This window comes from Bradyrhizobium sp. ORS 375, from assembly GCF_000239775.1.
GTDB lineage: Bacteria > Pseudomonadota > Alphaproteobacteria > Rhizobiales > Xanthobacteraceae > Bradyrhizobium.
On record NZ_CAFI01000483.1, the window covers coordinates 1 to 25,704 of the forward strand.

A 25,704-nucleotide genomic window follows, 5' to 3' on the forward strand; every position below is an offset into this window, starting at 1 on the left:
GATCCCGCGCTTCACAGCGCAAAGACCATGGTGTTACCTTTGAAACATTGTCCGCCGAAGTCTTCTCGTCCGATCCCAGAACCAAAAGCCGAAGCTCTCAATCCCGAGACCCGCAAGGACTCCGCCGTCCACGTTTCTCTTTCTTCATCTTCACTTGTCAAACAGCCCGCACTTGTTAGTTCGCGAACTCAGTCGCTCCGAACTAATTAGTGCACCTTCTTCGGTCTCTTTCGCCGTCGAAGTCTCCGTTGCCGGGGCGCTTCAAATAGCTGATTTTTCGAGACCGTCAAGAGCTTTTCTGAAGAAAAACTCAAGAGCCAGTCGGAAGAAGAAACATCAAGGAAAACAACGTTGGTCCCGGAAGTTCGGGGGCCTCAGTCATCAGTGATGTCCGGCTGGCGTGGTGGTGAGATAGTGCGATGCCGCATCCCGTGCAAGAACTTTTTGCGACGGCTGTGAAGAAATGTGGACAGCGTCCTCGCACCCCGCTTTGCGCGCCGTCACATGCCGCATCCGTTCCATTTTGGAACGGACCGCGCGCGCAAGCTCAGAAATTGCTCGCCTTCGATTGCACCAGCGCACGATACGAGTGCGGCATGCGCATGCAGACGAGATCTTTTCGCCGCGCGACGTTGGTCGGATAGACGCTGTCGAGATTGCTGGTGTCGATCTCGAGCGTCGCAATCCCCTCACCGCGATCGACAATCGCCTCGCGGCGCGGAAACGCAAACGTATCCGGACCGAACACGCCGCTGAGCCCGCGATCCTCATTCGAGGCGTCGCACACATTCGCGAATGCGAAGTAGGCGTTGTTCTCACCGCCGCGAACACGGAAGTGATGCCAGTGATGCGCATCAGCCCCGGTCGGGATCGGTGACGGCTGCGCGACCTCGGTCCCGGCGTGCGCCGCACTGAAGGTGCCCTTCACCGCCGAGGGACACACGATCAGATCGCAACCGCGCAAGGCGAGCACCCGGCCCGCCTCTGGAAACGCCGCATCGTGGCCGATCAGGATGCCGATCCGACCCATCGGGGTATCGACGACCGTCCATTCGTCTCCCGCCGTGGCCCAGCTGCGCTCGGCCGTCGTGAGATGCGTCTTGCGGTAGGTGGTGATTTTACCGTCGGGCGTGACCAGGACGGCTGAATTATAGATGGTGTTCCCGTCTCGTTCTGCAAGGCCGCAGACCAGCGTCAGCCCCTGCCCCGCGGCGATCTCGGTCAGCGCCCCTGTGATGCGGCCGGGGACCGGCTCGGCGGCTTCGGCCGGATCGGTCAGCCCCGTTGCCGCAAGTTCCGGGAAGACTACCAGCTCGGCGCCCTCTCCCTTCGCCGCAGCCGTCAGTTCGGCCATACGGGCGAGATTGGCCGCGACGTCGGCGCTCGGCGCGAACTGCGCCACGCTGACGCGGGAGCGTTTGCCCACCGGCCACGGTTCGTGGCCGTACAGGCCGAAGAAATCGCGCGGGTTCCAGCTGTAGGTATTGGTGAGCAGCTCAGGATAGAGCTCCGGCCGGCGCTGCGCGAACACCGGCTCGCCGAGCACCTTGCGTGCCCGAGCCCATGCGAGATCGATCTCGGCGAAGGCAACGCCGTCGCCCTTGTCGATCACGGCCGGCAGGCTGCCATCAGGCGCGATGACGCAGCTGCCGCCGGAGAACTGCACGGTGCGCTCCAGTCCCCAGCGGTTGCTCTCGATCACGTAGCAGGAGTTCTCGAAGGCGCGGCTGATCCAGTACGGCGCCGGCGTCCGCTCGGCGAGCCAGTTCGAGATGTGGCAGATGATGTCGGCGCCGCCGAGCGCCATCAGCCGCGCCGTCTCGACGAAATGGATGTCCATGCAGATCAGCAGCGCGATGCGGCCGATCGGCGTCTCGAACACCTGGTGCTGCAGGTCGCCGGCGGACGCCCATTTCGGCTCGGCGATGTAGGGATGCGTCTTGCGGTGCCGGCCGACCACGCCGTCGGGGCCGATCAGCACGGCGCTGTTGGTGTAGATGTCGTCGTCATCGACCTCGGGCATGCCGATGACGATGTAGCAATTGTGCCGTCTGGCCAGTGCCGCGAAGCGGTGCGTGGTCGAGCCCGGCACCTTCTCGACATACGGCGCCACTTCCGCGCGGTCGTACCAGCAATAGCCTGTCGTCCCCATCTCCGGCGTCACGATCAGCTTCGCGCCCGACGACGCCGCCTGCTCGCACAGCGCGAGCAGGCCTTCGATATTGCGCTCCTTTTCGCCCAGTGACGGCTCGAACTGGACGGTGGCGGCCTTGTACGTCATCGGCATCGTCGGCGGCCTCAGACCAGGAAGTGCTTCTTGATGGCGGCGCCGAGCGTGTATTTCGGATCGACCATGTTGCCAAGCCGGACGCGGCCGGCCTGCGTCAGCAGCATGTAGGCGTCGATCTCGTCGAAGCCGTAATCGGCGGCCATCCAGCGGCACAGCTCGCGATAGGCGATACGCGCCGCGTCCTCCATCGGCCGGGCCGAGCCGATGGTCATGATGAAATCATTCGTCTCCAGCCTGGGCCAGGCGATGCTCCAGCCCTTGATCAAATCGACCTGCACCGTCGTGACGGTCGGATGCTCGATCGCGACGCCGCACAATTCGCCGTCGCCTTGCGCGGCGTGACAGTCCCCGAGATAGAGCAGCGCCCCCTTGGTGTTGACCGGAAGATAGATGATCGCGCCGGTGCCGACATCCGGCAGGTCCATGTTGCCGCCGTAGTAGTCGGGCACGAGCGAGGAAATCGCCTCGATCTCCGGCGAGGTGCCGATGGTGCCGATGAACGGCTCATAGGGCAGCGTGATCTTGTCGTTCCAGACCGTGCCCTTCTCGGCCGTGATCTCGAGCTTCTTCACGCGTTCGGGCAGCGCCGGATTCAACAACGCCGTGTTCCCCGTTCCGACCAGTCCGCCGAACTCCGGCATGATCACGGTGGTGCCGCGCGGCTGCGGCCCGCGCGGGACGATGCTTTCGATGTACACCGCCAGCGTATCGCCCTTCTCGGCGCCGTTGACGTAGATCGGACCGTTCTGCGGATTGAGGAACGGGAAGTTCAGGATCTTGGACGGGCTGTCGGTCTCGTGCTTGATTGCGCCCTCGAAGGCGTCGTGCGTCTCGGCGGAGACCACGGCGCCGGGATCGATCGTCAGCACCGGCTCGACATAGGGACCGTAGACGTAGTGATACTTGCCCTGGTCCTTCTCGGTGATGGTGTGATGCGCGCCGCGCGCGCCCTTGGCGACGCCCCTGCGGGCCATGATCGATTCCGACTGCCAGGCCATGCTCGTTCTCCTTGTGCTCGTTGTTCACGTTTCTTCAGACTGCGAGGTGGCGCCGCATCTCGGCGGCGTCATCGAGCGCCTCACGCTCCAGGCTCGCGGTGATGCGGCCCTTGTCCATGACGTAGGCGCGCTGCGCCATGGCGCGGATCATGTCGAGGTTCTGCTCGACCAGGATGATGGTAACGCCGGTCCTGCGGTTGAGCTCGACCATGTTGCGGGCGATGTCCTGGACGATGTTGGGCTGGATGCCCTCCGAAGGCTCGTCGAGCAGGATCAGGTTGGGATCGGCGATCAGCACGCGGCCGATCGCGAGCTGCTGCTGCTGGCCGCCGGACATCGTGCCGGCGCGCTGGCTCCAGCGCTCCCTGAGGATCGGAAACGCACCGATGACGCGCTGCCGCCCCTCCTCCGGAATGCCGCCGCCCTTGATGGCAGCGCCGACCGCGATGTTCTCGCCGACCGTCAGCCGCGGAAACACGTCGCGGCCCTGCGGCACATAGCCCATGCCGAGCCGGGCCCGCTTGTGCGCCGGAAGGTGCTCGACGGCCTCGCCGCGATAGACGATCGAGCCGCTCATTGCCGGCACCAGCCCGATCAGGCTCTTCATCAGCGTCGACTTGCCGACGCCATTGCGGCCGATGACGGCGACGATCTCGCCTTCGCGGACCTCGATCTCCAGGCCTTGCAGCACCGGCTTGCCGCCATAGCCAGCGCGAAGCCCGACGGTGGTGAGGATGACTTCCTTACGCATGCGCCTGCCCCAGATAGATCGCCGCGACCCGCTCATCGGCCACGATCTCGTCGATCGAGCCCTGCGCGAACACCTGGCCGAGATGCAGCACGGTGACGCGCTGCGCGACCTGGCGCACGAACGCCATGTCGTGCTCGATCGCGAGCACGGTCATCCCGGCGGCGTTCAGCCGCCGCACCATCTCGCCGGTCATGTGGGTCTCCTCCGGCGACATGCCGGCGGTCGGCTCGTCGAGCAGCAGGAGCCGCGGCTTCAGCGCGATCGCCATGCCGATCTCGAGCCATTGCTTCTGGCCATGGCTGAGATTGCCGGCGAGCTGCGCCTGCTCGGCTTCGAGGTTGAGGAAGGCGAGCAGGCGATCGATCTCTTTGTCGAGCGCGGCGCCATGCAGCCGGCTCTGCAGCGCGATCTCCAGGTTCTGCCGCACCGACAGGCCCTTGAACACGCCGGGCACCTGGAACTTGACCGACAGCCCGCGGCGGATACGGGCAAAGGATTTCAGCGTGGTGATGTCCTCGCCAGCGAAATAGATCTGGCCGCTGCCGGGATGATGCTCGCCGAGGATCAGCCGGAACAAGGTGCTCTTGCCGGCGCCGTTCGGTCCGATCAGGCAGTGGATCTCACCCTGCTCCAAGACGAGATTGACGGAGTTCGTCACGTGCAGGCCGCCGAAATGCTTGTTGACGTCGCGCAGTTGCAGAAGCGCCATCACGCGGCCTCCTGCTTGCGCCGTGTGACGAGCTTGGTGATCCCCTTGATGACCCCGAGCACGAGGCCATTGGGCGCGATCAGCACGGTCAGCACCAGCAGCACACCCATGAACACCAGCGCATATTGGCTGCCGTAGATCGTCAGCGCCTGGAAGCCGGACAGCACCACAAGCGTGCCGATGACCGTTGCCGTGAGATCGCTGCGGCCGCCGACGGCGACCCAGATCAACGGCAGCGATGCAGCCGTCATGCCCATGCTGGAGGGCGTGATGTACTGGCCCCACACCGTGTAGAGCACGCCGGAGAGGCCAGCGAGAGCGGCGCCGATGACAAAGGTGATCAGCTGATATTTGCGGATGTCGTAGCCGAGCATTTCCGCGCGCTCGGGATTTTCCCGGATGGCAACGATCACGTTGCCGAACGACGAATTCATCAGGATGCGCAAGCCGAGATAGACCAGCACGAGCATGGCGAGCACGACGTAGTACAGCCCGACATCGGCGAACAGCGGAATCGGCCCGCCGAACCAGGGGATGGTCAGCGGCGGCATCGCGCTCATGCCGTTGAAGCCGTTCAGCCGTGCCGCACCGATGCGCCATTCGGGGCCGGCCGTCTGCGCCATGAAGCGCTCGAGCATCAGGGTCACCGCGAGCGTGACGATGCCGAGGAACACGCCGGCGATGCGGCCGAAGAACATGAAATAGCCGAGCAGCGCGGCGACCAGCGCCGCCATGCCGATGGCGAGCAGCAGCGCGATCCAGGTGAAGCCGTAGGCCGCGCCGAAATTGATGGTGAGGATGCCGTAGCCATAGCCGGCGATGCCGAAGAAGGCGGTCTGGCCAAACGACAGCGAGCCGCCATAGCCCCAGATCAGGCTGAGGCTGAGCGCGATGAACACCCAGACGAAGAAGTAGACGGTGTTGCCGACGGTGTAGCCGTCGCTGAACAGCGGATAGGCCAGCGCGCCGGCGAGCACGAGCGCGAACAGCGCCCAGAACGCAGGCCCGCGGCCGAGCGTCTGCGGTCCTTCGAGACGGCGGAACAAGGACACCAAACCGGTCATCGCGGCGCTCCTCAGGTCCGCTCGCGCAGCACGAAACCGGAGATGCCCTTCGGCAGCACCCGGACGACGATGATGACGGCGATCAGAAGGCCGATCTGGCCGAACAGCTGGCCCTGCCAGGACGTCATGCCGGATTTCACGATGGCGAGGATGCCACCGGCCGGCGCGGTGCCGAGGAACACATCGGCGCCGCCGATGACGACGGTGACGAACGCCTCCATGATGAAGGTCGCGCCCATGGTCGGCACCAGGGTCATGGTCGGCGCATAGAGCCCACCGGCGAGGCCCGCGAGTCCTGCCCCGCAGGCGAAGGTCAGGCTGTAGATCAGGCGGGTGTCGACGCCGAGCGCAGCCGCCATGTGCGGCACCTGGATGGTGGCGCGGGCGAGCACGCCGAAACGGGTCCAGTTGAACAGCGCATAGAGCGCGGCCAGCACGGCGAGCGCAGCAACGAACAGCACGATGCGGTAGATCGAATAGGAATAGGCGCCGACCTGGAAGCTGCCGAACGGCGTGCCGACGCCGGCCATCGTCGATCCGACTAGGATCAGGGTGCCCTGCGTCGCGATCAGGCTGAGGCCCCAGGTCGCGACGATGGTGTCGAGCGGGCGTTCATAGAGATGGCGGATCACGAGCAGTTCGACGAGCACGCCGACGAAGGCCGAGGCCAAGGTGCCGCAGAGAATGCCGAGCGGCAGCGGCAGGCCGGCATGCACGGTGGCCGCGGTGACATAGGCGCCGCACATGATGAACTCGCCATGGGCGAGATTGATCACGCCCATCATGCCGAAGATCACCGCGAGCCCGCAGGCCGAGAGCACCAGGAAGGCGAACGCGTCGCCGAACTGGTAGAGCGCAGAAAATGCCAGGGTTGCGATGTCCATGTCTTCGATCGATGTGGGGGTCGGATGCGCGAGGGTGTGAGACAGCGGGCCGCTCCGGCGTGAGGGGACGCCGGAGCGGCCGCGGCCGCCGATCAGGGCTTCGGCGGCGGGTTCGACGGCGTGTACTGCGCCATCGGATCCTTCTTGGTCAGGTCACAGCCGGCCTCGCCGAGCCAATACGGCTTGATGTCCTCCCAGACCTTCGGGAAGGAGATCGAGTGGTCGGCGCCGACCTTAGCGAGGTAGATCGTGTGCGACATGTGCTGGCTCTTGGGGTCGATGCAGACCTTGCCTTCCGGCGCCTCCATGCAGACGTCGCCCATCGCGATCACCTTGCGTATCTCGTCGCGGTTGGTCGACTTCGCCCGCTCCACCATCTGCTTGTAGAGATAGAGCGCAAGATAGGAGTTCTCGGCCTCCTGGTTGACATAGGGTTCGTTCGGGAACTTGGCCTTGAACTTGGCGAGGAATTCCTTGCTCTTCGGCGTATCGATTTCCTCGATGTAGTTGGTGGTGACGTACATGTCCTTCAGGCTCGGCGGCTTGAAGCGCTTGTGCTCATAGCCCTGGCCGACGTTGACCGAGGAGGCCATCGGCAAGTTGACGTTGGCCGACGCCGCCTGTTCGTAGTACGAGGCCTGCGCGGTGCCGACCAGCAGGGTCACGACGAAGTCGGGCTTGGCCTTCTGGATGTTCTGGATGCTCTGCGAGAACTGCGACACGCCGAGCGGGATGAACTCCTCGCCGGCCATCTCGCCGCCGTTCTCCTTGACGATCTTGCGCACCCACTCGGCCGAGATCTGGCCGAAATTGTAGTCGGCGGCGAGCGTGTAGACCTTCTTGCCGTAGGTCTGCATCATGTAGGGGATGAGCGTCGAAAACTGCTGCTCGGGCACCGCGCCGGTCACGACCATGTGGCCGTCGCAGACGCCGCCTTCATACTGGTTGTTGTAGAAGGCGAAGCCGTTGAACTGGTCGACGATCGGCCGGTAGGCCTCGCGCGAGGCCGAGGAGAAGCCGGCGAACACGACGTCGACCTTGTCCCGCTGCAGCACGCGACGCATGAACTCCTGATAGCGCGTGTTGTCCGACTGGGTGTCGTAGGTCACGAGCTCCAGGGGACGGCCCATGATGCCGCCGGCCTTGTTGATCTCCTCGGCCGCCAGCTGAATGGCATGGACTTTGCCGATCGTCGCGGCGGCGAAGTCGCCGGACTGATCCTCCAGCACGCCGAGCTTGATCGGGTTTTCGGCTGCAAATGCGCCTGACGCAAGGACAAGCGTCCCCGTAAGGGCCGCGGCGCGCAGCCCTCGCAATCCAGATCTGGTCATGTGATGCTCCTACATCGCTTGCTTGTTGCCGCCGTCCAGCGCGATGCTGGCCGTGCGTTCAGGCGTATCGGGCGGCCTCGCCCGCCTTCTCAGGAACTCCTCGCAATAGAGCTCCAGACTTTGCCGCGCCCGCATGCTGTCGCGGCGAAGCGCGGAATAGGCATCGTCGTCGTTGAGACCGGTCTCCTGCATCAGCAGGACGACGGCGCGGATCACGGCGCGGCGTCCACGGCGGCGGCTCTCCAGGTCCTGCAGCTTCTCGTACATGTCGGTGCGCAGCAGAAACTGGTTGATGCCAAGGAACAGCGCCGTGTAGACGGCGCCGCCATGCACCGGCTTGCGCAGGAACGAGGTGGCGCCGAGATTGACGAGGGCCTTCAGGCGGCTCGGCGCCTCGACGCCGACGAGGCCGATCACCGGCACCGGCGGCAGCCTGGATGCAGGGTTCACTTCGAGTGCGACGGCGCCTTCGAGATCGCCGTCGACGAACAGAATGTCGCGCTCGGGCAGCAAGGCGCCGACGTCGAGCTGCGCGCGGCCCTCGATGATCTCAGGGTACTCGCAGGCGACGCCGAGCTTGGCGAGCGTCGTCTCCAGCGTCGTCTCCCAGCCCGCCCGCCGTGTGATCACCAGCGCGCGGCCACCCTTGAAGTTCTGCAGCAATCGGAAGGTCATGACTTCACCATTCGGAGCAGCGGTGGACGCATGGATGTCGCGAAGCGTGGCGACGACTGCACGAGATACGGATCGGGCGCGATCGGTTGCCGCGCTTCGAGGAGCAACTCGAATTGCCCATCCGTCGAGGAGCGGCCGATCCGCGGCGTGAGCCAGGCATGATAGGTCTGGGGATCGATCCGGACTTCGCCCTGCGGCGCCAGCAGGCGCTGGTTGGCGACGGCGCAGCGCACCAGCCGCGACTCGTCGCTGCCGGCCTGAGCCAAGGTCGCGGCGAGCAGCTTCACGGCGATGTACGAGGCTTCCGCGTCGGCCGAGACCACCGGACCGTCGGGAAACGCGGCCGTATAGGCCTGCATGAAGGCGGCATTCTCCGGTGAGCTCAGAGAGGAGAAATACACGCTCGACGACAGATGGCCATCGACCGCCTCCGTGCCGATCTCCTGCAGCTCCGGCTCGGACAGCGTACAACTGGCCACCGGGATCTCGTTCGCCTGGTCGATGCCAGCGGCGCAGCAGGCGGCGCGGAAGGCCCGGAAGAACGCGTAGGCACTGGTGCCGATCAGGTTGTTGAAGACGAAGTCCGGACGCTGCTCGAGGATCGCGGCGATCACCTGGTCGAACTCGGTGTCGCCGACCGTCAGATAGCGCTCGGCCAGCACCGTGCCGCCGCGCGCGGTCAGCGCCTCGCGGAAGATGCGGTTGTTCTCCCAGGCCCAGATGTAGTTGGAGCCGACGCAGAAGGCGCGCTTGCCGACCCGCGAGGCGAGGTAGTCGACCAGCGGCAGCACGTGCTGGTTCGGTGCCGCGCCGGTGTAGATGACGTTGTCGGAGCTCTCGAAGCCTTCGTAGTGCGAGGGATACCAGAGCAGCCCGTCGAACTTCTCGAAGCAGGGAATGACCTCCTTGCGGCTCGACGAGGTGTAGCAGCCCACCACCTGGCGAATGCCTGCGCCCAGCAGGTCGCGCGCCAGCGTGCGATATTGCGCGAGGTCGCCGGCCGGATTGACCACGACCGGCTCCAACGCGATCGGGCCCTCCGCGGCGTTGATCTCGGCCAGCGCGAGCTGGGCGCCATTGAGCATCGAGCGCGCGACCACGCTGTACGAGCCGGTCGTCGAGAACATCACCCCGATGCGAAACGTCGTCCGTATCATCCCGCGTCCCAAAAACAAAAAAGCGCCCGTCGGCTGTCAAGCCGAGGGCGCCCTCGCCACCAACCAAACACGCTTGAGATCAGCGCGGTGTTGGAAATGGTTTGATCGTGTCGCGTCTCAGGGCCGCTGTGCCCAACGCGTGGACATTACGGTCTCTTGAAACGCCTATCCTGTCAAGCGCGTTGTTGCAGCGATGCCTGCATCAAATCTTGCCCGCATGCAGCAAAATGATGCAGCTGCGACATTCTATCCTGGCGCCACGGCCGGCGGACATCGGACTACTTGGCCGCCTGCTTGGCGGCGACGTCAGGGCCGTCGCGGCGGTGTGCTGCGCGCCGGAGCCGTCAGGAAGCGATCGAGTTCGACGATCGCCTCGGCCTCTCGGGCGCGCCGCAGCTGCCTCGCCTGCTCGATCCCAGGCGGCAGGCGTTTGGCCATGTCGCGCGCCTCGCGCGCCGCGCGTAGCAACCGCTCCGTCAATGTCATCGTCTGCTTGACGCGCCGGCGCCGTTTCTTCTGAACTTCTTCTTCCATGCGAGATTGCATCCGGTTTCATTGGTGCGCGTCAGCAACCCTAAATAAGGGCTCGCATCGCGCATCAACATAAGTGAATCGGCGGCGAATTAGGCCGTCGGCGGGGCTCGGGGGGGCGCGCCGGAGAACGCCGATGCTAGCCGCTGCGGCGTCCCTCTCACGTATCATTTGATAGGACGATGCAGGTTTTGCCGGAGGGCGCTGAGGAACCAATCAAGACGATGTCAGGTTCAATCCGGGCCAGGAAAGGGGGTCCCATGAAGAACAAGCAATTCGCCGCGCTGCCCTTTCGGATCGAGGCCGCGCAGCTCAGCATCCTGCTGATCACCACGCGGCGAAAGCAGCGCTGGTCGGTGCCGAAGGGCTCGCCGATGCTGCGCAAGGGCCCGCACCGGGTCGCCGCGATCGAGGCGTTTGAAGAGGCTGGCCTGCGCGGCAAGATCGGCCGGCAGCCGCTCGGCCGCTTCAAGCACAGCAAGCGCAAGGGCAAGCGCAAAATCCTGTGCGACGTCGATCTGTATCCGCTGAAGGTCAAGAAGCAGCACGGACGGTATCCCGAGCGCGGCCAGCGCAAGCTGATCTGGCTGCCAGCCGCGGAAGCCGCGCGTCGCGTGCACCGGGCCAAGCTGCGACGGCTGATCGAGAGCTTTGCCAGCCGGCACGCCGAGCAGCGCTGAGATAGATCACGCGAGCGCGATGATAACGCCCTCGTCGGCCCGCAACTGGATAGGGCCGCTGATGGCGCCGCGGCGACGGCCGGGATCGGTCGACAGCAGGCATTCGCCCTGCTCGTCCCCTGGCCATCTCCGCGGCTCGTGCGTGATGTTGAGCAGAACGAGAATGGTGTTGCGCCCCAGCGTTCGCCGGAAGGCAAGAATATCGTTGCGCGATCGGAGCGGCTGGTAGTCGCCCTGCGTCAGGCACGGCGTCCGCCGGCGCAACGCCACCAACGCACGATAGAGATGCAGCAATGAGGTCGGCTCGTCCTTCAGCCGGGCAACGTTGTTGGCGGGATCGCCCTGCGGCAGCCACGGCTCGCCATCGGTGAATCCGCCGTGCGGGCTGTCGTCCCAGCGCAGCGGTACCCGTTCGGGATCGCGGCCGAGGCCGTAGCCGCCGACCAGCTTCTCGAAGGGGTCGACGACCCGGTCGGCGGGGATCGACGCCTGCGTCATGCCGAGCTCGTCGCCCATGAAGAAGAACGGCGTTCCCCGCAGCGTCAGCAGCAGCATCGCCAGCACGCGCGCCTGCGCCGCGCCGAGCTTGCTCGCGGCGCGCGGCTTGTCGTGTCCGCCGATCACCCAGACCGGCCAGGCTCCGGCGGGGATCGCATTGTAGTATGCGTCGATCGTGGCCTGCAGCGCATGCGCGGTCCATTCCGAATCGAGCAGCGCGAAGTTCAGCGGCAGATGCAGCCGCGGTTCGTCATTGCTGTAGAAGTGCCCGATGCGATCGGTCTTGCCCTGCACCTCGCCGCACAGCAGCCGGCCGCCGAACTCGTCCACGACAGCGCGTAAAAACTCGATGCAGTGCATCGCCTCGGGCCGGTCGTCGGTGAAGACCGGTCGCTGCCGCTGCGGCGGCGGTTTGCCCTCGGCGTCGGGATCGGCCGGATTGTCGCGCAGCAGCTCGTCCTTGATCAGCACGGCGCTGGCGTCGACGCGGAAGCCGTCAACGCCGCGCCTGAGCCAGAAGCGCATGACGTCGGCGATCGCGGCCCTCACTTGCGGATTGCGCCAGTTGAGATCGGGCTGCTCGACCAGGAACGAATGGTAGTAGTATTGCCGGCGCGCCTCGCACCATTCCCAGGCGCTGCCGCCAAAGCGGCTGATCCAGTTGGTCGGCGGCCCGCCATTGTCGGCCGGATCGGCCCAGAGGTACCAATCGGCTTTCGCATTGTCGCGGCTGGAGGCGCTCTCCCTGAACCAGGCATGATCATCGGCGGTGTGGTTGGGCACGAGATCGATGATCAGCCTCATGCCGGACTGATGCAGCCGCGAGACGAGCTGATCGAAATCCGCCAAGCTGCCGAAGCCGGGATCGATCGCGCAATAATCGGAGATGTCGTAGCCGAAATCGCGAAACGGCGACGGGTAGATCGGCGTCAGCCAGACCGCATCGACGCCGAGCCATTGCAGATGATCGATGCGCGACAGCAGCCCTGGAAGGTCGCCCTTGCCGTCACCGTCGCTGTCCTGGAACGAGATCGGCGCGATCTCGTAGATCACGGCATCGCGCCACCAGGAACTGTCGGGCTGTTTCGTCTCCTCGGACATCGTGGGATGGGCGACCTGCGGGAAGGATGAGCTGCGCCGCATGGAGACGTGCGACATGCAACCAATCCGCACAATCGTTTGAAGGTTCCAAACGCGTCCGGCGTTCGCCGCTCAGCGCTCCGCGAATTTGATGGTCGACACCGGCCAGCGGCCGTCGTGACCGCTGATCGTGATGCGCAGGCCGTGCAGCTCGTCGAGATACACCTGCTCCACGGTTCCGGCCTTGCCATCGCTCAGGGCCACGCACTTGCCGATCAGCTCGGTCTGGGCATGTTCGAACTCGTACAGGATGGTGAAGGCTCGCGTCTTGACGGCAACCATAAGGGAACGATGTGAGGGCTGATGAGGGGAGCCGCGACGCTGCGGGACAGGCCGGCGCTGGCCGGTAGATCGGGGCTCCAGCCTGTCGCGTCAAGTTCTCATCAACCGATCGTGCGCGCCGTTCGATCTGCGCGCACGACCTGCTCAACGGCACTCGAAATTGGCCGCATCCTCGAGGCTGCCACTGCCCTTGTAGGTCTGAACCTTCGGGAACGCGCAGAGATCGCGCGTGCGCCCCGGCCAGGGCACGTCGGGCGCGCGCCGCGCGGTGGCGCGGATCGTCTCCGGCGCGGCCGCCTTGCCTTCCACCCAATGGTCCAGCGCGGTGAGCAGATCGAACTGATCCGTCGCGGGTCCGCCGCCGCAATGATTCATGCCGGGAACCAGGAACAGCCGCGCGAACGCATCCGTGTCGCCGTACTTCTTCTTCAACTGGTCGACATAGTCGATCGTATCCAGTGCGGAGAAGATCGGATCCGCCGTGCCGTGATAGAACAGCATCTTGCCGCCCTTCGCCTTGAACTTGTCGAGATCGGTCGAGGTCGCCGCCTCATACTCCATGCCGGCGTCGAAGCCGCCGGCGCCCTTCATCACCTTGGGCACGTCGCGGTCGATGTCGAAATTGCGCACCCAGGCGACGAGATCGGTGGGCGTCTCCGGCGGGCTCATGAAATCATACGGCACGCCGCCGGCGATCAGCGTCAGATTGCGCGCATTCGGCGGGCTGGACTTCGGCGTGCCGAGCTTCCAGGCGCGCCAGCCCGGCGCGGCGAGGCCGGGGTCGTAGGGCCAGCGGGAATAGATCAGCCCGCCCATCGCATTGCGGCTGCCGTCGAACATCAGCTTGATGGCCTTCAGCTTGGGCGCGGACAGGCAGTGACCGCTCTCGCCGTCCTTGCAGGCGAGCACCGCCGGATCGAACCGGCAGGCCATGACGTCCTGGACCATGCCATCCTTGGCGCCGTCAGCGCCGTCGCAGGCCGCGGTCACGCCATCAGCTACCAGCTTCAGGTCCTCATCGGTCAACGCACTGCCGACGTCGGCCTTGCCGTCAGGTCCCGGGGGCGCGATCGCCAGCAACGCCTGCTCCTGCACGATCACGTCGATGCCGGCGAGCGGCACGCGATAGGCCGGCGCGCCGGCGATGACGCCGTCGAACAGCTCGGGAAAGCGCTGCGTCACCGCCATCGCCTGACGGCCGCCATTGGAGCAACCCGCGAAATAAGAGCGGCGTGGCGCGTTGCCGTAGATCTTTTCCGCCGCCGCCTTCGCCGCTTCCGCCACCGGCGGAATCGAGCCGTAGCCCTTGTCGCGCCGCGCCTGCGGATCGAGGCCGAACTGATAGGGCCCCAGCGGACCGGGCTCCTCGAGATGGCCGGAATCGGTCGACGCCGCCGCATAACCGTTCGAGAGCGCATTCGGAGGCGTCGCGCCGGTGAGCAGGCCGAGCGCCGGGCGCAGCACGCCATCGACGCCGCCGCCGCCTTGGAAGACGAACTTGCCATTCCACGTCGCGGGCAATCGCAGCTCGTAGCCGATCGCGTAGGGCTTGCCGTCGATCCCGGTGCGCTCGTTGATCTTGCCGCGGATCAGGCAGTGATCCGGCGCCGGACTGGTGACACCCGCGGGAGCGGGCGGCGCCAGCTGCACGCCGCCGGCCGCGACGAATTCCGCCGTGACCACGCGGCCGCTGCCGGCGAAGCCCTGCGCCAGCGCGGCGCAGCTCGCCTTGAAATCCTCTGCCTGCGCCGCTGTCATCGCCGACGACGACAGCAACATGGCGGCCAGCGCGATCATCCGGATCTGCATCAGTGTCGTCCTCCCATCCTCCGGGCCGAGGCCCGGCACGCGCCATCATTGCGTCGCGGCGCGCTTGATCGTGTCAGACCATAGCCAAGCCTGCGCCCGCCGCAAGCGGCCGTGCGCGCGCGCGCAATTGAAAACGTCCGCCGAAGCATGTCATCTGTCGGCACGACACGATCGAGGGACATCATGGCTGCGGACATCCGGTTGAATGCGTTTGCGATGAACTGCGTCGGGCACCAGTCGCCCGGGCTGTGGCGGCATCCGCGCGACCGCTCCTCCGGCTACAACCGCCTGCCCTATTGGCTCGACCTCGCCAAGACCTTGGAGCGCGGCCGCTTCGACGGCCTGTTCCTCGCCGACGTGCTGGGCGTCTATGACGTCTACGGCGGCAATCCGGACGCGGCGCTGCGCCACGCCATCCAGGTGCCGGTCAACGATCCCCTGATGCTGATCTCGGCGATGGCCGCCGTGACCGAGCATCTCGGCTTCGGCGTCACCTGCACCCTGTCCTACGAGCCGCCCTACCCGTTCGCGCGGCGCATGTCGACGCTCGATCATCTCACCGACGGCCGCATCGGCTGGAACATCGTCACCGGCTATCTCGACAACGCCGCGCGCGGCATGGGCAAGGAGCGCCAGAGCGGCCACGACGACCGCTACGACGTTGCCGACGAATACATGGAAGTGGTCTACAAGCTCTGGGAGGGCAGCTGGGAGGATGACGCCGTGAAGCGCGACCGCGCCAGCGGCATCTTCACCGATCCGGCAAAGGTCCACCGCGTCAGCCATCACGGCGAGAACTACCAGCTCGACGCCATCCATCTCTGCGAGCCGTCGCCGCAGCGGACGCCGGTGCTGTACCAGGCCGGCACCTCGCCGCGCGGCCGCGTGTTCGCCGGCCGCCACGCCGAATGCGTGTTCATGTCCGGCCCGTCGGCCAAGATCATCGCGCCGCGCGTCGCCGCGATCCGCCAGGCGGCCGTCGAGGCCGGCCGTGCGGGGAGCGACATCGTGATCTTCAGCATCGCCACCGTCGTGCTCGGCGAGACCGACGCGGAGGCCGAGGCTAAGTTCGCCGACTATCGCCGCTACATCGACCACGAGGCGTCGCTGACCTTGATGTCCGGCTGGACCGGCGTCGACTTCTCGACCTATGAGCTCGACCAGCAGGTCCGCCACGTCCTGAACGATGCCGGCCGCAGCGCCATGGACAACGTCACCCGCGCCGATCCGGATCGGGTGTGGACCGTCCGCGAGGTCGCCGAGCATGTCGGCATCGGCGGCATCGGTCCGGTGTTCGTCGGGTCGCCAGCGAAGGTGGCCGATCTGATCGAGAGCTGGGTTGAGCAGACCGGCGTCGACGGCCTCAACCTCGCCTTCGCGCTGTCGCCGGAGAGTTTTGCCGATGTCGCCGACATGCTGGTGCCGGAACTGACGCGGCGCGGCCGCTACAAGAAGGACTATCAGCCGGGCACGTTGCGCGAGAAGATGTTCGGCCGCGCGCGGCTCGCGGCGCCGCATCCGGCGGCAGGCTATCGGCCGTAGGCTTGGCTCGCGCCGCTCAGGTGGCCAGCCGTTGCAACAGCTGCGTCACCGCGGCTGCGATCGGCTTGACGATCGGCACGGCGAACTGCGGCTGCAGTCGATCGGCGGCCTCGGCCAGCGGCCCGCCGCCGATGATCACGGCTTCGGCGCCGTCTGAGATGCAGGCGCGCGTGGCGTCGGCCAGCGCAGCAGCGAGCCGCGCCGGATCGGCCGCGAGCGCAGCCGGGTCGCCCGGCGTGAGACGCGTCCCGGTGAACTGAGCCGACAGCTTCAGCCCTTCGGCAAGATCCGCGATGCTGGCAACCAGCGCCGGCGTCACGGTTGCGACACCGAAGCGCCGTCCGCCCTGCCCGGCCGCCTGCATCGACGCTTCGCCGATCCCGATCACGGGCCGCGCGCACAGGCGGCGAAGCTCGTCCGCGCCGGGATCGCCGAACGCGGCGACGATGATGCCGTCACAAGCCTCGACCTGCGCCCGTCCGATCTCGACCACCTCGGCCGCCGACGCTGTGAGCGACGCGGGATCGACGATCATGGCCGGCGCCCGCGTCGCGGTCGCGCCGACCACCTCCGCCCGGCCGTCACAGCAGGCCGCCGCAATCGATACCATCATCGCGGTGGTCGCCGCCGAGCTGTTGGGATTGATCAGGAGGATGCGAGGCATGCAGGCCTGGTGGCGAAGGAGGACGGGCTCTCCTCGTGAACCAATCGCCGCCCGTCCGTCAACTCCGGCCTTTGCCGTGCTCAGGCTCCCCGATCCGCATCGACAGCTCGACTTCGTCGCCGAACGGCACAGAGAGATAGCCGTTCGCCGGCGAACGGACGTAAGCGAGATACTCCGCGCTATAATCCGCATTGTCGGCGACGATGAACGCGCCGGCGCTCAGCCGGTTCTCAAGCAGCGCGAGGATGTCGCGATACAACGGCTTCGCGCCGTCGAGCAGCACGAGATCGATCGTCTCGGGAAGATCGCGGTCGAGCGTCTGCAGCGCGTCGCCCTCGCGGATCTCGACGAGTTCGAGCAGGCCGCCTTCGGCGAGATGCTTGCGCGCGCGGGCGACCTTCGAGGCTTCGAACTCGGTGGTGATCAGCCGGCCGCCGCCATTGTCGCGCAACGCCGCGGCCAGAAACAGCGTGGAGATGCCGAACGAGGTGCCGAACTCGATGATCGATGTCGCCTCGAAACTGCGCGCCAGCATATAGAGCAGCAGCCCGGTGTCGCGCGAGACCGGAAGCGGATAGTCCTTCAGTTGCGAATAGAGTTCGACATGGCCGGACTTGCTGCGCATCAGCTGCTCGCCGCGTTCGGCCAGGCCGGCAAAGACCGGGCTCGTCTCGGGCCGCAGCAGTGCGGCCTCGGCCAGCAGGCGGTCGAGTAGCGGGGCGACGGGTTGCGTGGTGAGGGTGATCATGGACGTTCTCCGTTATCCCTGGAGGTGGATCGTTTGCGTCACGATCAAAATACGACTAATCATTCGCATTCGCTAATCGCATTCCGGACCGCGCCATGGCCTCCGCTCGAAAAGCCCAGATTTCCGCGAGAAAACAGCCGCAGCAGGCGCGCTCGGCCGACCTCGTCGCGGCCATTCTGCAGGCGGCCGTTCAGGTTTTGACGACCGAAGGCGCGCAGCGCTTCACCACCGCGCGCGTCGCCGAGAAGGCCGGCGTCAGCATCGGCTCGCTGTATCAGTACTTCCCCAACAAGGCCGCGATCCTGTTCCGGCTGCAGAGCGACGAGTGGCAGCAGACCACGACGCTGCTGCACGGCATCCTGGACGATCAAAGCCGCCCGCCGCCGGTCCGGCTGCGCGCACTGGTCCACGCCTTCCTGCAATCGGAATGTGACGAGGCCGCCATCCGCGGCGCCCTCGACGACGCCGCCCCGCTCTACCGCGACGCGCCGGAATCAAAAGAGGCCCAGGCGCGCGGCCACCGCGCCATGCAGGCCTTCATGCGCGAGGCCTTGCCCGGCGCCCGCCCGGCCGAACGCGCGCGGGCCGCCGACCTGATCAAGATGACGCTCGGCCAGGTCGGCAAGCACTTCTCCGAAACCCCGCGCAGCCGCGCCGAGATCACGGCCTATGCCGACGCGATGGCGGACATGTTCTGCGCGTATCTGGAGAAGGCCGGCGCGTAGCAGAAGCGCTCGCGGCCGAGCTGCTCTCGATGATGCATCATCCTGTCGCCAGCCTCCTGCTCGTCACGCGTTCCTGACCGCCTCGGTCTTGATGAGCGTGCGATGGCCGAGCGCGGTATTGTCTGCCTCCGGCAGTGTGCTGACGCGGACGTCATGATGAACTGCGGGCCTGCTCATCGCGCGAACTCTTGCGGTCAGGCTCACGCACGCCTTGATGATGAGCGGCAGCGTGAGCACCGGGATCACGCAGGTCGCGACGTAGCTTTCGGCCAGAGGCGGCAAGCCGGCGCTGGCGGCGGCCCAGGCGAGGGTCACGTTGCGGTTGCCGCTGACGAGGCCGATCGTGCCAGCAATCTGCAGGCCAAGCCGCCCAAGCAGCACGGTCGTGAGCAGGCAAAGTCCGAAATTGACGATCACCGCGGCGGCCAGCATTTCGAGGAAGCGAAGGCGATCGCTGATCCACTGCCCGGCAACGCCATGGGAGGTGGCAAGACCGACGATGACGAGACCCAGCACGGCCACTCCGGTTGCCGCGAGCTGGTCCGGAAGAACTGACGAGACGCGATCGCGATAGACGGAGCTGAGCTTGGCGAGCGCGGCCGCCGCGCCGATGATCATGAAAAGCCGAAAGGCGATCCGGCCCACGTCGAAGCTCACCCCGAGGCCTAGCAGCGCGGCAAAGCCGGGTATTGAAATGGGAGCCGCCAGGGTCAATGTGAGCGAAACAACGAGCGCCAGGCGGGGCTTGAGTCCGATCATCGCAGCTATGGCCGCGGCGCTGCCGACCGGCGGTGCGAGCAGAGACAGCAGCACGCCAATCCGCAGGGCGGGATCAAGCTGCATGCGTTCGAGCAGGACCGCGGCGCTCAGCGGCAGCACGAGTCCGACCCAGACGATCGCGAGACCCAGCAACCAGCCCGAGCCGTTCTTGTCCGGCGCCGCAAGGCCGGACGTCAGGAACGAGCCGAGCGTGAGCAGGAAGGCGGACAGCGGTAAAAGCCGATAGCTGAACTCGCCCAGCGGCGGCACCAGCAGTCCCATGCCGAGGGCAGCAACGAGAAGAATCGGTCCCTTGCCGCCGATCCATGACAGAAAGCGTCCGCAGTTGCGCATGTCGTCTCCTGTCCGCGCATCGCGAAGCGCGCGTGTGATGTCCAATGACGAGAGCGAGGGGCATGCGCGCCGTAACCGTTCGCGCGTCTGCCGCTGATGATCCTGCTGGACCCGGGCCTGCGGAGCCACTTGACGATTTCGACAGCTGTTGTTTCCAATAGCTGCGCTTCGCCGGAAAATGCTCTTAGCTGTGAAACGTCAAACGCGAAGGAGCGACGAAGCGATATGAGCCTGCCGACCGGTGACACATGGAACCCGTTACGCAGACCGGGCGCGGCAGACGACACTTGTTCCGCAGCCGCCGGGCTGAATGAGGGAATGATGCCGTCGATTTTGTTTGTCGATGACCATCCGATCTATCGTGACGCGGTGAGACGCACCCTGGAACAAGACATCCCAAATCTCGCGGTGATGACGGCGGAGAGCGTCGGCTCCGCGCTGGAGCTGCTCAAGGCGCACGAGGTCGATCTCTGCCTTGCCGATCATCGTCTCCCGGACGGAGACGGTATTACGCTGCTGTCGGAGATCAAGAAGGACTATCCGCTGCTCGCACTCGGCCTGCTCTGCGCCGAGCTATCGACCTCCATCGTTGCGGCTGCGAAGGCGCTTGGTGCGGTGCTCTGCTTGTCCAAGGACAAGACGGCGGCCGAGCTTGTCACGGCCATCAACATCGCTTTCGCGGGCGGCCAGGTCTATGACGCCGCAAGCGACGATCGTGAAGCCGCGGGCCTGTCGCTGCGCCGGCGCGAAATCTTGATCCACGCGAGCCAGGGACTGCTGGACAAACAGATCGGCGAGAAGCTCGGTGTGACCGAGAGCACCATCCGGGCGCATTGGGCGCGGATCTTCGAGCAGCTCGGCGTCGCCAACCGCACAGAAGCGGTCACCAAGGCGTTGCGGCAGAGGTTGATCTAGATGATCGAGAGCGTCGCCCAGGACCGCGCTGTACTCATCGCCCGTGAACGGCTGAACATCTTCTTCAGCACGACCTATGTTTTTCCGCGATTTCGCCTGCTGCAGTTGTTGTCGGTTGGCGGAGCAGCCTATGCAGGGCTGCTGGTGCGGCTGCTATGCGACGTCTCGATCGATTGCGTCCTGGTCTGGGTCGCGGCCGTGTTCATCGCCGAATGCCTGGTCACCGAGATCAACGCAGCGTACCGGCGAGCCAATCCGGATGTGACCGCGCGCAGGCATTGGGCGTGGGCCAAGACGGCGCTGTGCGGCATGGTCGGAATCTCCTGGAGCCTCGGACCGATCCTCCTGCACGTGCCGGAGAGTCCGGCGTCGATCATCGTTGCAACCTGCGCCCTGATCTATTTCGTGACGGTCGCGACCGGAATGGTCGGCGCCGACTATGCGCCAAGCATGTACGTGGTGACGCTCGGCGCGATCTGTCCTGCGGCCATCTGGCTCGCAAGCTTCGGCCACGGGCTCGAGCTGACGCTCGGCCTGTGCCTGCTGGCGCTGCTGCCGGTCATGGCGGGCTCCGGGCTGATCGCGTTACGGAAGTCGCGCGTCGAGATCAACAACCGGCTCGAGATCGCGGAACTGCTCAAGACCAGGGACCACCAGGCGCAGCAGATCGAACGCCTCTTCGCCGAGCGCACCCGCTTCTTCAGTGCGGCCAGTCACGACCTTCGACAGCCACTCAATGCAATGGGTCTGTATTTCGAGCTGCTCTCGCGCGCCGCCGATCCCGCGGAGCAGGCCGACATCATCATGAAGCTTCGCGAATGCGCCAGCAGCCTGCTGCGGCAGTTCGATGCGATCATGGGCGTCTCGGCGACCGACATGCAGATCCGCGACTCCCAGGTTCGTCCGGTTCGGATCCAGGACCTGTTCGACCGCATCGCCGCCACGCTCGATCCCGAAGCTCGACGCAAGGGATTGCGGTTGCGGGTCTGCCCGTCCCGCGCCGTCTGCGCTGTTGATCCGGCGCTGCTTGAACGCGCCCTGCTCAACCTGGTCGGAAACTCCATCAAGTATACGAGGACAGGAGGTATCCTGCTCGGCGCCCGCCGGCGTCGCGACGAAGTCCAGGTCTTGATATGCGACACCGGCATCGGCATCGACGCGAAGCATCAGAAGGCGATCTTCGATGACTTCTTCCAGGTCGACAATCCCGAGCGCAATCGCGAAAAGGGGCTCGGCATCGGGCTTGGCATCGTGCGCCGGCTCTGCGACGCCATGCACTGGCGGATCGCGCTACGCTCGGTCCCGGGGCATGGAACCACCTTTCTCCTGGGACTTCCGTCGCTCCCACAGAACGCATGCGAGGTCGAACACCAGAAGCGGCCGGAGGTGCCATCCGCGTCCACCTCGTCCGAACGCCCCGGCATCGTCGTGATCGATGACGACGCGCTTATCCGCGATTCGCTGCAGCGGCTGCTGAGCGGCTGGGGCTACGACTGCATCGCGTTCGCCTCCGGCGGCGATGCCTTCGATTTTCTTGCTCGACATCAAACGGCGAAGCGATGCGTCGTGCTGGTCGACTATCGTCTCGCTGGCGGCGAAAACGGCTTGGGAGTCGCCGACCAGATCATTCTGCAGCACGGGGCTGTCATCCGGATCGGTCTCATGACCGGCGACATCGGGCCGGAGATTGCCGAGGGTGCACGGCAGCGCGGATTATCGGTTCTCCGCAAGCCGATCCAGCCGATCCGGCTGAGCGCATTCCTCAACTCGGAGGCGGCCTGATCCGCGACGCTGTCGATGCGCAAGCCTGTTGACCGACGGGGATTGTCAGCCGATGTTCGGCCGTGCGGCCCGCTCGGCAGAAGATGCGGGCGTAGTCGGCGATGTCGACAAAGACTTCATCCTCCCCGGCCCGCACCTGCCCCATCCCCCGCAGGATGTTGACCAGGTCTCCCTGGCCTGATGGGATCAGGAGCGTGGTACACCCCCGCTTTCCGGCCGCGAAGGCGGCGAGTTGCAGCAGATGGGCGATGATTGTCGTGCGGTCACGCTCGGCGCAATCGGCAATGCCGAGTTCCGTGAACTCCCAATCCTCCGTGACCGGATGGAGTTCGACAGCCGCAAGCAGTCTCGAAGGTGCCCAGCATCCAAGAATGATCGCATCGTGACGATTCAGCCGCTCACAATGCTTCGTGACAGCGTCGTCCGACATCGCGCCCCCGAAACGGGCGCGCCGGGCGTCGAAGCCGAGGTTCACATAGAAAGGGTGGAGCAATTCCTTGACGTCGACATCCGTCAGCGTTCCGAACCTGAGGATCGCATGCGCGTTGAGCGTGACATCGCTGGCGCTGGAATTTTTCATGGGCTGCCTCGTGACTCTGTGGGGATTGCCGCTAGCAGCAGAGATCGTCTGCCGCTCAGTCGCATCACACCACTTGGCGATTTCGACAGCTGTCGTTTTCGATGACCGCATAGGAAGCTGATCGGCCAAAGAGCGCGCCAGCCGCGCGGGACACCCGGATACGCCCGCTCTCCTTCTCGCTGGGGGCTTAAATTGCGCAGCCGTGCGGAGCCTCGAGCACCGCCGAGGTTTACGTCAAATTCGAAATTCACCCGCAATCCCAAGCTGATTTGCCCTGTCCAGTCCTTCTGCGAAAAATATTCTTGTTTCTTTTTTTCAGAATTCATGGTTGGATATCCCCGTCCCGCCCGATCGAGGGGCGCTTTCGCGAACGTCACGGAACGTTGGTGTGGGATGCGGTGGCCGGTTCTCGTCGCAGCGTGCGTCATGCGCGCGGACGAACGAGGGGAGCCGGACGGCGAAGTCGCGTGGTCCTGATACTCCGACGCTAGTATCACGCAGGCGGCGATGCTGCGCATCGCGCCGGCAACGGTGGCCAGAAAGCCCGGCGCACCGGGGAGAGCGCGTATAAGCCGTAAGCCCATCGCGCAGGGAAGGCCGGATGTCCGGCTGATCCTGTGGTGACCGCCGCGTGCTCTCCTTTTTGCACGCGGGCCATGGGTGTCAGTCGACGCCCTGCCTTCCCTGCGCCCTCTCTTCCCGGGAGGGACGAACGGCAGACACATCTCGGACGCTCAGGGCGCCGCGAGCCTGCGGACGGCTGCCTTGCTTTCCCTGAAGAAAACAAAGTTCTCGCGACGCGACCGAATGAAGAACTTTCCTCTCCATCCGAACCGATCTGCAAAATTGCGCGGGCCAACTGATCCTGCGAATGATCCGAGGATATCTGCATGCCATCGCACGTCAGGAGATTTCCCGATGACAAGATTCCTCGGCGGCTCGCGCCAACAGCGGCTCCTCGTCTTCGCTCGCCGCAGCATCCTGATGATGGGCGTCGCCCTGCTCGGCGCGCTCGCCACGTCGCGCGCAGATGCGGCCGAAACGCTGCGCATCGGCTATCAGAAATCCTCCACCCTGATCGCGCTGCTCAAGACCAATGGCGAGTTGGAGAAGGCGCTGGCGCCGCTCGACATCAAGGTGTCGTGGCATGAATTCTCCAGCGGCCTGCCGCTGCTCGAAGCCATCAACATCGGCAGCATCGATTTTGGCGCCGACGTCGCCGACACCGTGCCGGTGTTCGCGCAGGCCGCCGGCGCCAGGCTGGCTTATGTCGCCGAGGAAGCCGCCTCGCCGTCGGCGCAGGCGATCCTCGTGGCGACGGCCTCACCGGTGAGGACTTTGGCCGACCTCAAGGGCAAGAAGATCGCGGTGACCAAGGGTGCCGGCAGTCACTATCTGCTGCTGTCAGCGCTCGCCAAGGCAGGCCTCGCGTTCAAGGACATCACTCCCGCTTACCTGCCACCCGCCGACGGGCGCACCGCCTTCGTCAGCAACAATGTCGAGGCCTGGGTGGCCTGGGATCCGTTCCTCTCGAGCACAATCCGTCAGTCCGGCGCGCGTGTGCTGGCCGACGGCAGCGACGGGCTCGCCAGCTATAAGCGCTATTACCTGGCCTCGGCCGATTATGCCGCGAAGCATGGCGACGCGCTCAACGTGATCTATGGCAAGCTGGTCGAGACGGGCAAATGGGTGAAGGCCAACCCGGCCGCGGCGGCGAGCCAGCTCGCCGCGCTCTGGGGCATCGATGCCGCCACCGTCGAGGAGGCCAACAGCCACCGCTCCTACCAGGTCGGCGCGGTCACAGCGGCCGGCCTCGTCGAGCAGCAGAAGATCGCCGACGCTTTTCTCGCCGAACGCGTCCTGCCTGTGAAGGTGGACACATCTGCGTTGGCGATCTGGACACCGAAGGTGCCGTGATCCAGAGAGGAACCAAGCATTGTGCTCCGCAACGACGCCGAGCACGAGGCCCGACGACGAGCCTGAAAAGGAGACTTCCGTGACTGCCCATCTTCTCCCGCCGACCGACCGCACCACCGAGCACCCCGCGCATCGCATCTTCGTCGACCGCTGGTCGCCGCGCGGCTTCACCGACGAGGCGCTGCCCGAGAGCGAGCTGCTCACCTTCATCGAGGCGGCGCGCTGGGCCCCCTCCTCCTACAATTCGCAGCCCTGGCGGTTTCTCTACGCGCTGCGCGGCTCCGCGGAGTTCGACACCTTCCTGGCGCCCCTGATCGAGTTCAACCGCGGCTGGGCGCAGCATGCGGCAGCCCTCGTCTACGTGCTGTCGAAGAAGACCTTCATCCCGGCCGGCAAGACCGAGCCGGCGCCGACCCGCACGCATTCCTTCGATGCCGGGGCCGCCTGGGCCAATTTTGCCAACCAGGCGGCGTTGTCCGGCTGGGCCACCCACGGCATGAGCGGCTTCGACGTCGCCGCCGCGCAGACCGCGCTCGGCGTGCCCGACGGCTTCGCCGTGGAGATCGCGATCGCGGTCGGCCGCAAGGGCGACGGCGAGAAGCTTCCGGCCATGCTGAAGGAGCGCGAGAAGCCGAGCGCGCGGCTCGCCATCGCCGAGATCGCCGCGTCGGGCCTGTTCCCGAAGAGCTTCGGCGGCTGAGGGTCTGACCTGAGGGGCGGCGTGACAATGTCGCCCCTGCTGGACGGTCGATCGGTGCTCGCGGCCACCTTCGAGACGCCCGCCTTCGGCGGGCTCCTCAGAGGATGAGGGCGGAATTTGTGGAAACGGTGAATGCGCGAACGCCACTCTCCACGCCTCGAACAATCGCTCCTCATGGTCAGGAGCGCCGCCCTGCGGCGCGTCTCGAACCACGAGGCC

Annotated in this window: 24 protein-coding genes; 7 read left to right on the forward strand and 17 right to left on the reverse strand. The window is 65.7% G+C overall.

Annotated elements, in window-relative coordinates; genetic code table 11:
- Positions 1-547: 547 nt before the first annotated feature.
- The 10 genes from BRAO375_RS33610 to BRAO375_RS33655 form a co-directional block, all read right to left on the reverse strand.
- Positions 548-2,287, reverse strand: a complete 1,740-nt coding sequence (locus BRAO375_RS33610) for a nitrilase-related carbon-nitrogen hydrolase (RefSeq protein WP_009031876.1) — start codon at positions 2,285-2,287, stop codon at positions 548-550.
- 11 nt (positions 2,288-2,298) lie between these two features.
- A complete protein-coding gene (locus BRAO375_RS33615; protein WP_009031877.1) occupies positions 2,299-3,288 on the reverse strand; it encodes an acetamidase/formamidase family protein in 990 nt (329 codons plus the stop codon).
- A gap of 34 nt (positions 3,289-3,322) precedes the next feature.
- Positions 3,323-4,039, reverse strand: a complete 717-nt coding sequence (locus tag BRAO375_RS33620) for an ABC transporter ATP-binding protein (protein ID WP_009031878.1) — start codon at positions 4,037-4,039, stop codon at positions 3,323-3,325.
- On the reverse strand, positions 4,032-4,748 hold the full coding sequence (locus tag BRAO375_RS33625) for an ABC transporter ATP-binding protein (RefSeq protein ID WP_009031879.1): 717 nt from the start codon (positions 4,746-4,748) through the stop codon (positions 4,032-4,034). The genes BRAO375_RS33620 and BRAO375_RS33625 overlap by 8 nt, the downstream gene beginning before the upstream one ends.
- The gene (locus BRAO375_RS33630; RefSeq protein ID WP_009031880.1) at positions 4,748-5,812 is read right to left on the reverse strand and encodes a branched-chain amino acid ABC transporter permease; all 1,065 of its coding nucleotides are present in this window, start codon (positions 5,810-5,812) and stop codon (positions 4,748-4,750) included. The genes BRAO375_RS33625 and BRAO375_RS33630 overlap by 1 nt, the downstream gene beginning before the upstream one ends.
- 11 nt (positions 5,813-5,823) lie before the next feature.
- Entirely contained in the window at positions 5,824-6,696 is an 873-nt protein-coding gene (locus BRAO375_RS33635; RefSeq protein WP_009031881.1) for an ABC transporter permease subunit, read from the reverse strand.
- A 92-nt stretch (positions 6,697-6,788) separates the two neighbouring features.
- Positions 6,789-8,027 carry an urea ABC transporter substrate-binding protein gene (locus BRAO375_RS33640; RefSeq protein ID WP_009031882.1) on the reverse strand — a complete coding sequence of 413 codons (1,239 nt, stop codon included), beginning with the start codon at positions 8,025-8,027 and terminating at the stop codon, positions 6,789-6,791.
- A gap of 9 nt (positions 8,028-8,036) precedes the next feature.
- Entirely contained in the window at positions 8,037-8,702 is a 666-nt protein-coding gene (locus tag BRAO375_RS33645; RefSeq protein WP_009031883.1) for an ANTAR domain-containing response regulator, read from the reverse strand.
- Positions 8,699-9,859 carry a transporter substrate-binding domain-containing protein gene (locus BRAO375_RS33650; RefSeq protein WP_009031884.1) on the reverse strand — a complete coding sequence of 387 codons (1,161 nt, stop codon included), beginning with the start codon at positions 9,857-9,859 and terminating at the stop codon, positions 8,699-8,701. Before BRAO375_RS33650 ends, BRAO375_RS33645 begins: the two co-directional genes overlap by 4 nt.
- Positions 9,860-10,165: 306 nt before the next feature.
- Positions 10,166-10,393, reverse strand: coding sequence for a hypothetical protein (locus BRAO375_RS33655; protein ID WP_009031885.1), 228 nt, complete (start codon positions 10,391-10,393; stop codon positions 10,166-10,168).
- 257 nt (positions 10,394-10,650) lie between these two features.
- Between BRAO375_RS33655 and BRAO375_RS33660 the strand changes: the two genes are divergently transcribed.
- Positions 10,651-11,070 carry an NUDIX hydrolase gene (locus BRAO375_RS33660; protein ID WP_009031886.1) on the forward strand — a complete coding sequence of 140 codons (420 nt, stop codon included), beginning with the start codon at positions 10,651-10,653 and terminating at the stop codon, positions 11,068-11,070.
- Positions 11,071-11,076: 6 nt separating this feature from the next.
- Here BRAO375_RS33660 and BRAO375_RS33665 read toward each other — a convergent pair whose 3' ends face one another.
- The 3 genes from BRAO375_RS33665 to BRAO375_RS33675 form a co-directional block, all read right to left on the reverse strand.
- Entirely contained in the window at positions 11,077-12,669 is a 1,593-nt protein-coding gene (locus tag BRAO375_RS33665; RefSeq protein WP_035643480.1) for an alpha-amylase family glycosyl hydrolase, read from the reverse strand.
- A gap of 111 nt (positions 12,670-12,780) precedes the next feature.
- Positions 12,781-12,990, reverse strand: a complete 210-nt coding sequence (locus BRAO375_RS33670; protein WP_009031888.1) for a hypothetical protein — start codon at positions 12,988-12,990, stop codon at positions 12,781-12,783.
- Between the two features lie 144 nt (positions 12,991-13,134).
- Positions 13,135-14,799 (reverse strand): tannase/feruloyl esterase family alpha/beta hydrolase, encoded by a 1,665-nt coding sequence (locus tag BRAO375_RS33675; protein WP_009031889.1) that lies wholly within the window; start codon positions 14,797-14,799, stop codon positions 13,135-13,137.
- Between the two features lie 183 nt (positions 14,800-14,982).
- On the opposite strand from BRAO375_RS33675, the gene BRAO375_RS33680 reads away from it, so the two are divergent.
- Positions 14,983-16,341, forward strand: a complete 1,359-nt coding sequence (locus BRAO375_RS33680; protein WP_009031890.1) for an LLM class flavin-dependent oxidoreductase — start codon at positions 14,983-14,985, stop codon at positions 16,339-16,341.
- 16 nt (positions 16,342-16,357) lie between these two features.
- Here the strand turns inward: BRAO375_RS33680 and BRAO375_RS33685 are convergent, their stop codons facing one another.
- Positions 16,358-17,005 (reverse strand): aspartate/glutamate racemase family protein, encoded by a 648-nt coding sequence (locus BRAO375_RS33685; RefSeq protein ID WP_009031891.1) that lies wholly within the window; start codon positions 17,003-17,005, stop codon positions 16,358-16,360.
- Positions 17,006-17,063: 58 nt separating this feature from the next.
- Entirely contained in the window at positions 17,064-17,753 is a 690-nt protein-coding gene (locus tag BRAO375_RS33690; RefSeq protein WP_009031892.1) for an O-methyltransferase, read from the reverse strand.
- A gap of 95 nt (positions 17,754-17,848) precedes the next feature.
- Between BRAO375_RS33690 and BRAO375_RS33695 the strand changes: the two genes are divergently transcribed.
- Entirely contained in the window at positions 17,849-18,478 is a 630-nt protein-coding gene (locus tag BRAO375_RS33695; protein WP_009031893.1) for a TetR/AcrR family transcriptional regulator, read from the forward strand.
- Between the two features lie 63 nt (positions 18,479-18,541).
- Here BRAO375_RS33695 and BRAO375_RS33700 read toward each other — a convergent pair whose 3' ends face one another.
- On the reverse strand, positions 18,542-19,720 hold the full coding sequence (locus BRAO375_RS33700; RefSeq protein WP_175345408.1) for a hypothetical protein: 1,179 nt from the start codon (positions 19,718-19,720) through the stop codon (positions 18,542-18,544).
- 96 nt (positions 19,721-19,816) lie between these two features.
- Here BRAO375_RS33700 and BRAO375_RS33705 point away from each other — a divergent pair, with 96 nt between their 5' ends.
- Positions 19,817-20,506 carry a response regulator transcription factor gene (locus tag BRAO375_RS33705; protein WP_244423418.1) on the forward strand — a complete coding sequence of 230 codons (690 nt, stop codon included), beginning with the start codon at positions 19,817-19,819 and terminating at the stop codon, positions 20,504-20,506.
- On the forward strand, positions 20,507-22,288 hold the full coding sequence (locus tag BRAO375_RS33710) for an ATP-binding response regulator (protein ID WP_009031896.1): 1,782 nt from the start codon (positions 20,507-20,509) through the stop codon (positions 22,286-22,288).
- Here BRAO375_RS33710 and BRAO375_RS33715 read toward each other — a convergent pair.
- Positions 22,269-22,868 (reverse strand): hypothetical protein, encoded by a 600-nt coding sequence (locus BRAO375_RS33715; protein ID WP_009031897.1) that lies wholly within the window; start codon positions 22,866-22,868, stop codon positions 22,269-22,271. The two genes, BRAO375_RS33710 and BRAO375_RS33715, sit on opposite strands and share 20 nt — an antisense overlap.
- Before the next feature lie 984 nt (positions 22,869-23,852).
- On the opposite strand from BRAO375_RS33715, the gene BRAO375_RS33720 reads away from it, so the two are divergent.
- Entirely contained in the window at positions 23,853-24,785 is a 933-nt protein-coding gene (locus tag BRAO375_RS33720; RefSeq protein ID WP_502689001.1) for an aliphatic sulfonate ABC transporter substrate-binding protein, read from the forward strand.
- Between the two features lie 79 nt (positions 24,786-24,864).
- Positions 24,865-25,485, forward strand: coding sequence for a nitroreductase family protein (locus BRAO375_RS33725; RefSeq protein ID WP_009031899.1), 621 nt, complete (start codon positions 24,865-24,867; stop codon positions 25,483-25,485).
- Positions 25,486-25,704: the final 219 nt, after the last annotated feature.

What these genes read in the sequence shown, in the direction of transcription:
- BRAO375_RS33695 (WP_009031893.1), top strand. Translation starts at nt 17,849, where the DNA reads ATGGCCTCCGCTCGAAAAGCCCAGATTTCCGCGAGAAAACAGCCGCAG.
- BRAO375_RS33690 (WP_009031892.1), bottom strand. Translation starts at nt 17,753, where the DNA reads ATGATCACCCTCACCACGCAACCCGTCGCCCCGCTACTCGACCGCCTG.
- BRAO375_RS33685 (WP_009031891.1), bottom strand. Translation starts at nt 17,005, where the DNA reads ATGCCTCGCATCCTCCTGATCAATCCCAACAGCTCGGCGGCGACCACC.
- BRAO375_RS33620 (WP_009031878.1), bottom strand. Translation starts at nt 4,039, where the DNA reads ATGCGTAAGGAAGTCATCCTCACCACCGTCGGGCTTCGCGCTGGCTAT.
- BRAO375_RS33715 (WP_009031897.1), bottom strand. Translation starts at nt 22,868, where the DNA reads ATGAAAAATTCCAGCGCCAGCGATGTCACGCTCAACGCGCATGCGATC.
- BRAO375_RS33645 (WP_009031883.1), bottom strand. Translation starts at nt 8,702, where the DNA reads ATGACCTTCCGATTGCTGCAGAACTTCAAGGGTGGCCGCGCGCTGGTG.
- BRAO375_RS33640 (WP_009031882.1), bottom strand. Translation starts at nt 8,027, where the DNA reads ATGACCAGATCTGGATTGCGAGGGCTGCGCGCCGCGGCCCTTACGGGG.
- BRAO375_RS33660 (WP_009031886.1), top strand. Translation starts at nt 10,651, where the DNA reads ATGAAGAACAAGCAATTCGCCGCGCTGCCCTTTCGGATCGAGGCCGCG.
- BRAO375_RS33665 (WP_035643480.1), bottom strand. Translation starts at nt 12,669, where the DNA reads ATGTCCGAGGAGACGAAACAGCCCGACAGTTCCTGGTGGCGCGATGCC.
- BRAO375_RS33635 (WP_009031881.1), bottom strand. Translation starts at nt 6,696, where the DNA reads ATGGACATCGCAACCCTGGCATTTTCTGCGCTCTACCAGTTCGGCGAC.
- BRAO375_RS33710 (WP_009031896.1), top strand. Translation starts at nt 20,507, where the DNA reads ATGATCGAGAGCGTCGCCCAGGACCGCGCTGTACTCATCGCCCGTGAA.
- BRAO375_RS33625 (WP_009031879.1), bottom strand. Translation starts at nt 4,748, where the DNA reads ATGGCGCTTCTGCAACTGCGCGACGTCAACAAGCATTTCGGCGGCCTG.
- BRAO375_RS33650 (WP_009031884.1), bottom strand. Translation starts at nt 9,859, where the DNA reads ATGATACGGACGACGTTTCGCATCGGGGTGATGTTCTCGACGACCGGC.
- BRAO375_RS33675 (WP_009031889.1), bottom strand. Translation starts at nt 14,799, where the DNA reads ATGCAGATCCGGATGATCGCGCTGGCCGCCATGTTGCTGTCGTCGTCG.
- BRAO375_RS33705 (WP_244423418.1), top strand. Translation starts at nt 19,817, where the DNA reads ATGAGCCTGCCGACCGGTGACACATGGAACCCGTTACGCAGACCGGGC.
- BRAO375_RS33655 (WP_009031885.1), bottom strand. Translation starts at nt 10,393, where the DNA reads ATGGAAGAAGAAGTTCAGAAGAAACGGCGCCGGCGCGTCAAGCAGACG.
- BRAO375_RS33630 (WP_009031880.1), bottom strand. Translation starts at nt 5,812, where the DNA reads ATGACCGGTTTGGTGTCCTTGTTCCGCCGTCTCGAAGGACCGCAGACG.
- BRAO375_RS33610 (WP_009031876.1), bottom strand. Translation starts at nt 2,287, where the DNA reads ATGCCGATGACGTACAAGGCCGCCACCGTCCAGTTCGAGCCGTCACTG.
- BRAO375_RS33680 (WP_009031890.1), top strand. Translation starts at nt 14,983, where the DNA reads ATGGCTGCGGACATCCGGTTGAATGCGTTTGCGATGAACTGCGTCGGG.
- BRAO375_RS33615 (WP_009031877.1), bottom strand. Translation starts at nt 3,288, where the DNA reads ATGGCCTGGCAGTCGGAATCGATCATGGCCCGCAGGGGCGTCGCCAAG.
- BRAO375_RS33670 (WP_009031888.1), bottom strand. Translation starts at nt 12,990, where the DNA reads ATGGTTGCCGTCAAGACGCGAGCCTTCACCATCCTGTACGAGTTCGAA.
- BRAO375_RS33720 (WP_502689001.1), top strand. Translation starts at nt 23,853, where the DNA reads ATGATGGGCGTCGCCCTGCTCGGCGCGCTCGCCACGTCGCGCGCAGAT.